Genomic DNA, 9,259 nt, shown 5'->3' on the forward strand with positions numbered 1-9,259 from the left:
GGCCACAACACGGCCGGGCTGCTGCCGCTCGCGCGCAACGTGGCGCGTACCCTGCCGCCGCCCGAACCGGCCGAGGTGAGCGCGGCGGAGGTGGCGAACACGGCGTTCGAGGTCGGGGTACGCCTGGCCGCCGTACTGCACGACGCGGGCGCGGTACGCGAGGCGGTGCAGATCCTGACCACGCTATGGGACTCCCGCGACCCGTCGGCCGAGCCCGAGGACCTGCGGCTGCACCTCGATCTGGCCTCCCTACGGGCCGAGTTGGGGCAGGTGGCCGAGGCGGTCGAGGTGCTGGAGGAGGCGTTCGCGCACGCCGCCGCGGGTCCGCACCCGCGGCCCGAGGTCGGCGGCGTGTGCCTGGCGCTCGCGCGCCTGCTCCGCGAGACCGGCGACTATCCGCGGGCCTGCGACGTGCTGGAGTTCGCGGTCGAGGTACTGAGCGGTCCACTGGCGGACACGACGTTCGACGTGGCCCCGGAGACCGCCGTCCTGGTGCCCGCGGTCGGCGCGGCGTTTCCGTCCGCAGCCTGGCCGGGAGGGGGCGGCGACGCCCGCATCCCGCCGCCGCCCGGCCACCCCGTCCACGCCGCGGCCCCCGTGCCCGGCCCGGGCACACCACCCGGCCTGCCGGGCACCCCGGCCGAGCCGCCCGCGCCGACCGGCCCGCACACGCCGCTCGTAGCGCCGGGCCAAGCGGCGCCGACCTGGTCCTGCCGTGACTGCGGATCGGTCAACACCGCGGCCTTCTGCACCGCCTGCGGCGTGTCGCCGGGCGCCTCGACGGGGTAAGTACCCGCAAATACCGGCCTCCGTGGCCCAAGATGATCGCCATGACAGATGCGGTGCCCGGTGGTGGCGTGATCAGAGGCAAGCAGGCCAGGGCCGTGATCGCCCAGGCCGTCGGGCTGCGGGACGCCGCCGCCGAACTGCTCGACGACCACCGGCGCGCCTGGGGCGTGGTCACCGAGGCGCTGACCCCGCTCCGCGCCGAGCTGGTCCTCCGGGAGCTGGACGTCATCCCGATAGGCCGCCTCAAGGACGTCACCGAAGGGCGGCTTCGCCTCGCCGCCTTGGAAGCCGCCGGGTACGACACGGTGCGCCGCGTCCACGACGCCGGGCACCACGTGCTGCGCCAGATCCCCGGCGTCGGCGCGCAGACCGCGGACCAGGCGGTCGCCGCCGCGGCGCAGATCGTCCAGGCGCTCGAAGACACCGTCGCCGTGCGCATCGACGTCGACCACCCGGAGCCCCGCACGACCGCGCTGGTCGTCGCCCTCCACACCCTGGTCCAGGCGGGGCCCGAGCGGCGCCAGGCGGTGGACGCCGCGAAGCGCCTGCGTACCCGCCTCGCCCCCTTGCTGGACGCGGCCAAGCCCGCCGCGGGACGCCTCCGCGCGCTCGTCGCGGGCCGGGACGCACGGGCACGCGCGTACGAGGCCGTCGCCGTCCTCGACGCGGAGCTGCGCGAGGCCGAACGCCGCGGCACCGGGCTGCTGTTCGCCCAGACCTCGGTGGACCTGCTCCGCGTACCCGCCTCGGAGGTCGAGGCCTGGGTCGACTTCGAAGTGCGCTCGCCCGAGTACTACAACCTCCTGGCCGAGGTCTCCGGGCGCGTCGGCGACCACGACGCCGCACAGGGGTTCGTCCCCGACGACATCGCGTCGGGCGTCAACGCGCAGCGCCTGGACGACAGGTACCTGCGCGTGTCACTGCGCGGCTACCAGGCGTTCGGGGCCCGCTTCGCGCTCGTGCAGCGGCGGGTGATCCTCGGCGACGAAATGGGGCTCGGCAAGACCGTCCAGGCGATCGCCGCCATGGCCCACCTCGCGGCCTCCGGGTCGACGCACCACCTGGTCGTCTGCCCGGCCAGTGTGCTGATCAACTGGACGCGGGAGATCGGGGCGCGCAGCAAGCTCAGGGCCGTCCCGGTGCACGGGCCCGACCGGCAGGCGGCCTGTGCCGAGTGGCGGGAGTCCGGCGGGGTCGCCGTCACGACGTACGACGTCCTGCACACGCTCGGCGCCGCGTCCGGCACCTCCGGCGCCTCTGGCACGCCGGTCTCGATGCTGGTCGTGGACGAGGCGCACTACGTCAAGAACTCCGAAACCCGCCGGGCCAGGGCCCTGGACGGATGGATCGAACACGCCGACCGGGTGCTGTTCCTGACCGGGACCCCGATGGAGAACCGGGTGGAGGAATTCCGGAGCCTGGTACGGCGGTTGCAGCCCGGCCTGCTCCCCGACGTCGGGAACGCCCGGGCGGCTGCCGGGTCGAAGGCGTTCCGCCGGTCCGTCGCCCCCGCGTATCTGCGCCGCAACCAGGAGGACGTGCTGCCCGAACTCCCGCCGCTGATCGAGGTGGACGAGTGGGAGGAGCCGACCGCCGGCGACCTCGCGGCGTACCGCGACGCGGTGGCCGCGGGGAACTTCATGGCGATGCGGAGGGCGGCGTACGCGAACCCCGCGGCCTCGGCGAAGCTGCGGCGTCTGCGCGAGTTGGTCGCCGAAGCCTCCGACAACAAGCTGAAGGTTGTCGTCTTCTCGTACTTCCGAGACGTCCTCGATGCGGTGGAACAGGCCCTGGGGGACGAGGTGTTCGGGCCGATCAGCGGGGGCGTGCCGCCCGCGCGCCGACAGCGGACCATCGACGAGTTCACCGTGCGCTCGGGACACGCGGTGCTGCTGAGCCAGATCCAGGCCGGCGGCGTCGGGCTCAACATGCAGGCGGCGTCGGTGGTCGTCATCTGCGAGCCCCAGGTCAAGCCGACGATGGAACACCAGGCGGTGGCGCGTGCCCACCGCATGGGCCAGGTGCGCACCGTCCAGGTGCACCGGCTGCTGGCCGCCGACACCGTCGACCAGCGGATGTTGGAGATCCTGGCCGACAAGACGCGGCTGTTCGACGCCTACGCCCGACGCAGCGACGTCGCCGAGGCCACACCGAGCGCGATCGACGTGTCCGAGCCGGACATCGCACGCCGCATCGTCGAGGCGGAGCAGCGGCGCCTCGCGGTCTCCGCCGACCGTCCGGGCGGATAACCGGTTTGGTCTCGCACGCCTGCGGCCGCCTCGGCCGGATTGCTCCCGCGGTCGTCGTGGACCCGCGCGCTTGGCGCGTCCAGACCCCGCGCCCCGAGATTCACTCGTCCGGACCGACGCCGGCGGCCAATATGGCCCCATGAACATCTACGACACGATCGGGACTTCGTACGTTCGGACCCGACGCCCCGATCCGCGCATCGCCGCGCAGATACACGCGGCGCTCGGGGACGCCGCCGATGTGGTGAACGTCGGGGCGGGCAGCGGCTCCTACGAACCGCCGCGGACCGTCCTTGCGATCGAGCCCAGCCAGGTCATGATCGACCAGCGACCGCCGGACGCCGCGCCCGCCGTGCGCGCGGTGGCCGAACGCCTGCCGCTGCGCGACGGAGCAGCCGACGCCGTCATGGCCCTGCTCACCGTCCACCACTGGACCGACCCGGAGGCCGGGATCGCCGAGCTGCGGCGCGTGGCCCGGCGCCGCATTGTCGTCCTGACGTGGGATCAGGAGGTGTTCCGCGAGAGGTTCTGGCTGGTGCGCGACTACCTGCCCGAGGCCGCCGCGTTCGACGACGACCGGGCCATGAAGCTCGACCACCTCGCCGAACTGCTCGGCGGCGCACGGCAGGAGCCCGTGCCGATTCCGCACGACTGCACGGACGGTTTCGGCGCCGCGTACTGGCGGCGTCCGGAGGCGTACCTGGACCCGGGCGTGCGCGCGGGCATCTCGATGCTCGCCCAGACCGGCGACGCCGCCCTCGCCCCGGGCCTCGCCGCGCTGGAGGCCGACCTGAACACCGGCCGGTGGCACGACCGCTACGCCGACCTGCCGGCCCTCGACAGCATCGACGTCGGCTACCGCCTCCTCGTCGCCGAGCTCTGAACGGGGGCGCGGTCAGACCGGGGGAACGACACGTTTGGGTGCATGTCGAGTCGGTCCTGACCGACAGCCGATCGCCACCGCTTCCCCGGCCTCACCCCGGAACCTGCCCGCCTCCGCACGACACTTGCCGCCGTGGCGAACTGCGGGCCCACGCTGTGCGGCGAGTTCGTCCGGACGGTGTGGTCCGTGCTGCGCGGACCGAGGTCCTGATGGTCCGGGGCACAGCGGGCTACGGGTAGTTCGGGGACGCGGTCATGCAGGTCATCCGGAAGCCGGAGTTCACGGGTGCGCCGGAGGCGACGAGGCTCGCGCCGTGCGGCACGCGCCGGTCTTCCAGGAGGCTCTGGCCGCCGGTGTGGCTGAGCACGAAGCCGGTGTCCGCCGGGACCCCGGCGTAGGTGGTGCAGGAGATTGACGCCGCCCCCGCCCAGGCCCGTGACCGCGCAGTGCCGCGCCGCCGAGCCGACCGGAGTGACCTGCACGCTGACGCTACGGCCGGAACCACCATGGTGCAGCTGCCGGTTCCGGTTCTCCTCACCGCGCCCGTGTTCTGCCGGGACACGCGTCCGACAACAGGCGCTCGGACCGGCTCTCCATCTGTTCGGGCGCCGTTCACCGGCGGTGTTCGGTCGCGTTCGCATACCGCGCGGGGGTTGTGCCGACGGCGGCCCGGAAGTGCCGGGTCAGGTGCGGCTGGTCGTAGAAGCCGCTGAGCGCGGCCACCTCGGCGGGCCGGCGCCCGGCCAGGAGGAGTCGGCGGGCCAGGTCGACGCGGCGGCCGGTGAGGTAGCGGTGCGGGGGCATCCCGTACTGCCGCGTGAAGCACCGCACGAGGTGCGCCGGGTGGGCGCCCAGCAGGGCCGCGGCCTCGTCGAGGGACAGGCCGTCCGGGATTCTGGCGTCGAGGAGTTGACGCAGGCGGTCGGCCAGTCGGGGATCCGGCCGCCGCGGTTCCAGGTCGGCGGGCCGGGGGCCGAGATGGGTCAGCAGGCGTTCCCGGATGAGCGCGAGGCGGCTCGCGGCCTCCAGGCTGTCTCCCGGGGACGTGAGGACTCGGTGGAGCCGGTCGACGCGGCGGCGCAGCAGGGGATCGCGCAGGTCCGGGGTGTCCACGGCATGTCCGACCAGATCGCGGTCGAGCACGTCTTCCGTGAGGTAGACGACGCGTTTGCGGAATCCGTCGGGCCGCGCCGACCGTCCGTCGTGCGGGACGTGCGGCGGGAGCAGCGTGACCGAGGCGGGCAGGGCGCCGTGTTCGCGACGGTGCAGGCCGTACCGGACCGCGCCGTCGTCGACCAGCAGCAGCGTCCACGCGTCGTGGGTGTGGGACGGATACGCGTGGTGGATGAAGTGCGCGTGGAACACCTCGGTGATGCCCGGCACCTCGGGGCGCCATGCGGTGACGGCCTCGCGCGGCGGGTCGTTGCGGGGCATGTCAAGAACGTACAAGACCCGCGCGCGGCCGGCACGGGACGCTCGCCGGGTGACGGACAACGACGAGCCTGTGCGCTTCGAGACCAAGATCGCGTTCCTCCTGCGGGACGACCTGGCGGCCTGGCAGCGGATCAACGCAACCGCGTTCCTCGCGAGCGGCATCGCCGCCGCAGCGAGCGAGCTGATCGGCGAGCCCTACGAGGACGCGGACGGCACCCGGTACCTGCCGATGTTCCGCCAGCCCACGATGGTCTTCGAGGGCGACAAGGACGACCTGACCGCCGTACACGACCGCGCACTGCGCAGGGGCATGGCCGTGGCGGTCTTCACCGGCGACCTCTTCACCACGGGCAACGACCGCGACAACCGAGCGGCCGTACGCGCCGTCCCGCGCGACCACCTGGATCTGGTGGCCATCGCCGTCCACGGCCCCCGCAACGGCGTGGACAAGGTCATGAAGGGGACCAGAAAGCACCCCTGAAGCCCCCACGACCTGCCCTACGCCCGGCCCAGGCCGCCCGCGGCGGCGCGGTGACCGGGGTTGAAGGTCAAGCCGCCACGGTCATGACGACTTCCGGCCAGGACCATGTCCCGCGTAGGGCGGCGGTGGGCCCGCCACCCCGGAAAGAACCGGCTCGCGGTCCCGCTCGCGGGTCAGAGGCAAGTCCACGAGCCCCGACGGTCAGTCGAGGGGTTGGACGTACGCGCGGGCGAACCAGGTACCGATCCGCGCGCGGTGCAGGTGGCCGGCCACCGCGCGGTCACCCTCGACCGCCATGACGACGTGCAGGTGGGGTACACCGTCGACGATCTCGCCGGTGCCGGTCATCTCGGCGGGCAGGTCGTAGTCGGTGACGACGTCCTTCGTGGCGTCGTCGGCCGGCATGGTCGAGACCGTGAACCCGTCGACGGCGCCGATCAGCGAGACCACTGCGGCCTGCCTGATCCCCAACTGTGCGCACGCTCCCCCGAGTTCTTCCTTCAGCTCACCGTGTGTGAGTTCGATGAGCCGAAGGCCGGCTTGAGCGCGGTCCATCCATTACCTCCCCGCGGCAGGAATCAGATCACGGAGTATGGCAGCCGAACACCGGCGCGCCCCGCGTTGTGCGCGGTGTCGGATCGGTTGCTGTTTGCGGGTGTCGGGTCCGCTGTACCGGGCCGGGTGGGTAAGGTGACGTCCTGCCAGTGGCCGCCGAGGGCGGCGCGGGGGACGAGCCGCACGCGGCGGGGACACCCGACGATCCGCATGGCGCCCGGGGCGCCGCGCGCGCGGAGCGCCGGTCATGGTAAGAAGCGGACCCCCAGGACTTCGGCATGAGACCAAACGGGAGCCCGTGAATGAGCCTGTACGACACCGATGACCAACCGCGTGTGGTCGTACCGGATTCACCCTTGTCGGCGGGAAGTCCGCCGCCGGGGCGCGGGCGGCGGACGGTGCTCGGTGTCGCCGCGATGCTGCTGCTCGCGGTGTGGGGGCTCGCGGCCGTCGACGTCGTGCCCGGGCTGCCCTCCGCGGGTGCGGTGGCGCTGGTTGTGGCGATGGTCGCGACTGCGGTCGGCAGTTGGCATGTGGCGTGTGCCGTCGGCATGCGGCGGGCGGTCGACACGGCAACCCTGTGGGTCCTGCTTCTGATCGCGCAGCTCTCCGGGCTGGCCCTGCTGGTCGGCGGGTTGGCGCGGCAGCTCAATTCGTGGGCGTTGTTCAGCTCCGCGTTGGTGGTCGCGGTCGCCGAAGTCGTCTTCGTTCGGCGGCACTTCGACGGTGCGCGCCGGAAGGCGCAGACCTCGGTGCGCAGCCGGGCGGCCGGATTGTGGCGGCACCCGGCGGTTGTCATCCTCGGCCTCGCCCTTGCCGTGCAGTATGTGTGGCGTGCCGCGATGGGGACGTTCATCGGCCCGCTGGACTGGGACGGCCTCTGGTACCACATCACCGGCGCGGACATCTGGCTCCAGAACGGCAATATCGGTCACACTGCCGACGTCATCTGGGCGGACGTCTACCCGCAAGGCCAGGAACTCCTGATCGCGTGGAGCGGCGCCTTCCTCGGCACGACCCGCTACTCCTGGACCTCGAACATCCCCTACTTCATGCTCGCCCTGCCCGTGGTGGCCGCGCTGGCACGGAGCGCGGGGGCGAACCGCAACTACTCGGTCATGGCGGCCTTCGGGTTCCTCGCCGTACCCGTGGTGTTTCTCCAGGCGTCCACGAGCTACGTCGACGTCGGCGCCACCGCCACCGCGCTCGCCGCCTTGCAGTTCGCCGTCGCCTCGCGTGGTGCGGCCCTCGACGCCGCCGAGCGCGGCGAATCGGTACGGCGTGAGCTGTACCGCCACTACGCGATCATCGGCCTCGCGCTGGGTCTGGCCATCGGTGTGAAGTCGTCGAACCTGCTGGTGGCCGCGCTGGTGGTGGCGGTCATGGCAGTCCAGACGTGGCGCGTGGCGCGCCCGGGGGTCGTCGGTTCGGCCGCCGATGGCCGAGGGGCCGAGGAAGCGGAGGCGCCCGCCGGGAACCGGGTCGCTGCCCTGCTGCGCCGCGCCGTCGCCACGCTGCGGCTGGGCGTGCCCGGAACGCTGGTGATGGGCATCCCGATGATGCTGCTCGGCTCGTACTGGTATCTGCGGACCTGGATCCGGTACGGCAACCCCTTCCACCCGTTCACCATGCTCGGGTTCCACGGTGACGGCACGGTCCGCGAGCTCATCGTGGAGCCCAACACCCCGAAGGCGTGGCTCGACGAGGGGTGGGTCCAGCAGACCAAGGACACGTGGCTGGCGGACCGGGAGCGGCATCCCTACTCGTACGACATCACGCCCGGCGGGTTCGGGCAGCAGTGGCTCTACATCCTCGTGCCGGCGATCGTGCTGGGCATCCTGCTGTTCCTGGTCCGGCGCCGGTTCGACGTGGTGTACGGGCTGATCGTTCCGGTCGCGGTGGCCGCCGTCTCCTCGCCCGCGCCCTGGTCCGCTCGCTACGTCCTGACGCTGCCCGCGGTGGGGTGCGTGTGCCTCGCGGCCGTCCTCAGCTTCGTCGCGGGGCGGTCGGCCAGGGCCGGGGCGAATGCCACGGCCGTCGCCGTCGCCGATCCCGACGCCGGCGCGGCGACTCGGGGCGCCAGGGCACGGAAGATCGCGTACGGCCGTCAAGCCGTCGCCGCGGCACTCGCGTTGGTGTTCGTCGCCACGACGGTCCGCACTATGTGGTGGGCCACCTCCCCGACACACATCTGGGTGGTGGGTGCGCGCGACTGGCATATGGCGAGCGTGAGCGAGCTGGCCGATCTCATGGACGATCCGCGCCGTGACAAGAAGCTTGCGAACACGCACAAGTATCTCCCGATCCGGCAGAACGTCCCCGACGGCGCCAAGATCGCGTTCACCACCGACTGCGGCTCGATGTTCCTGCACCTCGTGATCGGCGACGAAGGCAAGCGGAAGATCGCCGAGATCGGTTCGCCGCGCGATGCCGCGGATCTCGCTGCCAGGCTCGACAAGTCGGGCTCGCGCTTCGTGATGCTGTCGGAGTTCGGCGAGAACGGGGACATTCTCCAGCAGGTCAGGAACGACCCCGCGCACTACCGGGAGATCGTGGGCGGGGGCGGCATCCCGGCGTGCTACTGGCCGGGTCGGCCGCCGGGCGCGAATTTGTTCGAGGTGATCGGGACTCCGGCGAAGTAGGGCTTGCGGCGGTACCCGGCACGGCAGTTGATGCCGCCCGTGTCCCGAGTGCGGCCGTACTTGCCCTGGTACTCGCTGTAGTAGTTGTCGCCGTGGGCTGTCGTCGGCCCCGTACTTCAGGGTAGGACTGCTGGGCGGTGTGTCTTCGGTACGCCCGTGGGGCCGGTGTTTCACGTCACCGGCCGGCGGGCGTGCCGCTCCGGGGGCCGGGCGCGAGCGTCCGGCC

At 72.4% G+C, this 9,259-nt stretch carries 8 protein-coding genes; 5 read left to right on the plus strand and 3 right to left on the minus strand.

The annotated features are described in order from the left end of the window. The 3 genes from ACRX5S_RS02800 to ACRX5S_RS02810 form a co-directional block, all read left to right on the plus strand. A partial coding sequence (locus tag ACRX5S_RS02800) for a tetratricopeptide repeat protein (protein WP_436771055.1) occupies window positions 1–789 on the plus strand: 789 nt, incomplete at its 5' end. A gap of 41 nt (window positions 790–830) precedes the next feature. After that, on the plus strand, window positions 831–3,038 hold the full coding sequence (locus ACRX5S_RS02805) for a DEAD/DEAH box helicase (protein WP_436771056.1): 2,208 nt from the start codon (window positions 831–833) through the stop codon (window positions 3,036–3,038). Between the two features lie 139 nt (window positions 3,039–3,177). Further along, window positions 3,178–3,921: a methyltransferase domain-containing protein gene (locus ACRX5S_RS02810; RefSeq protein ID WP_436771057.1), complete on the plus strand. Its 744-nt coding sequence runs from the start codon at window positions 3,178–3,180 to the stop codon at window positions 3,919–3,921. A gap of 229 nt (window positions 3,922–4,150) precedes the next feature. Here the strand turns inward: ACRX5S_RS02810 and ACRX5S_RS02815 are convergent, their stop codons facing one another. Beyond that, a complete protein-coding gene (locus ACRX5S_RS02815; protein ID WP_436771058.1) occupies window positions 4,151–4,288 on the minus strand; it encodes a hypothetical protein in 138 nt (45 codons plus the stop codon). Window positions 4,289–4,533: 245 nt separating this feature from the next. After that, window positions 4,534–5,355, minus strand: a complete 822-nt coding sequence (locus ACRX5S_RS02820) for a helix-turn-helix domain-containing protein (protein ID WP_436771059.1) — start codon at window positions 5,353–5,355, stop codon at window positions 4,534–4,536. Here ACRX5S_RS02820 and ACRX5S_RS02825 point away from each other — a divergent pair. Further along, window positions 5,354–5,836, plus strand: a complete 483-nt coding sequence (locus ACRX5S_RS02825) for a DUF2000 family protein (protein ID WP_436771060.1) — start codon at window positions 5,354–5,356, stop codon at window positions 5,834–5,836. The two genes, ACRX5S_RS02820 and ACRX5S_RS02825, sit on opposite strands and share 2 nt — an antisense overlap. Window positions 5,837–6,037: 201 nt before the next feature. Here ACRX5S_RS02825 and ACRX5S_RS02830 read toward each other — a convergent pair whose 3' ends face one another. Then, window positions 6,038–6,391 carry a PCC domain-containing protein gene (locus ACRX5S_RS02830; protein ID WP_436771061.1) on the minus strand — a complete coding sequence of 118 codons (354 nt, stop codon included), beginning with the start codon at window positions 6,389–6,391 and terminating at the stop codon, window positions 6,038–6,040. Between the two features lie 302 nt (window positions 6,392–6,693). Here ACRX5S_RS02830 and ACRX5S_RS02835 point away from each other — a divergent pair, with 302 nt between their 5' ends. Beyond that, on the plus strand, window positions 6,694–9,033 hold the full coding sequence (locus ACRX5S_RS02835) for a hypothetical protein (RefSeq protein WP_436771062.1): 2,340 nt from the start codon (window positions 6,694–6,696) through the stop codon (window positions 9,031–9,033). Window positions 9,034–9,259 lie beyond the last annotated feature (226 nt).

Origin of the sequence: Yinghuangia sp. YIM S09857, from assembly GCF_051388915.1 — a bacterium.
Taxonomy (GTDB): domain Bacteria; phylum Actinomycetota; class Actinomycetes; order Streptomycetales; family Streptomycetaceae; genus Yinghuangia.

Bases quoted from the DNA above. Each gene is read 5' to 3' on its own strand.
- ACRX5S_RS02820 (WP_436771059.1), bottom strand. From the start codon at position 5,355: ATGCCCCGCAACGACCCGCCGCGCGAGGCCGTCACCGCATGGCGCCCC.
- ACRX5S_RS02835 (WP_436771062.1), top strand. From the start codon at position 6,694: ATGAGCCTGTACGACACCGATGACCAACCGCGTGTGGTCGTACCGGAT.
- ACRX5S_RS02830 (WP_436771061.1), bottom strand. From the start codon at position 6,391: ATGGACCGCGCTCAAGCCGGCCTTCGGCTCATCGAACTCACACACGGT.
- ACRX5S_RS02805 (WP_436771056.1), top strand. From the start codon at position 831: ATGACAGATGCGGTGCCCGGTGGTGGCGTGATCAGAGGCAAGCAGGCC.
- ACRX5S_RS02825 (WP_436771060.1), top strand. From the start codon at position 5,354: ATGTCAAGAACGTACAAGACCCGCGCGCGGCCGGCACGGGACGCTCGC.
- ACRX5S_RS02810 (WP_436771057.1), top strand. From the start codon at position 3,178: ATGAACATCTACGACACGATCGGGACTTCGTACGTTCGGACCCGACGC.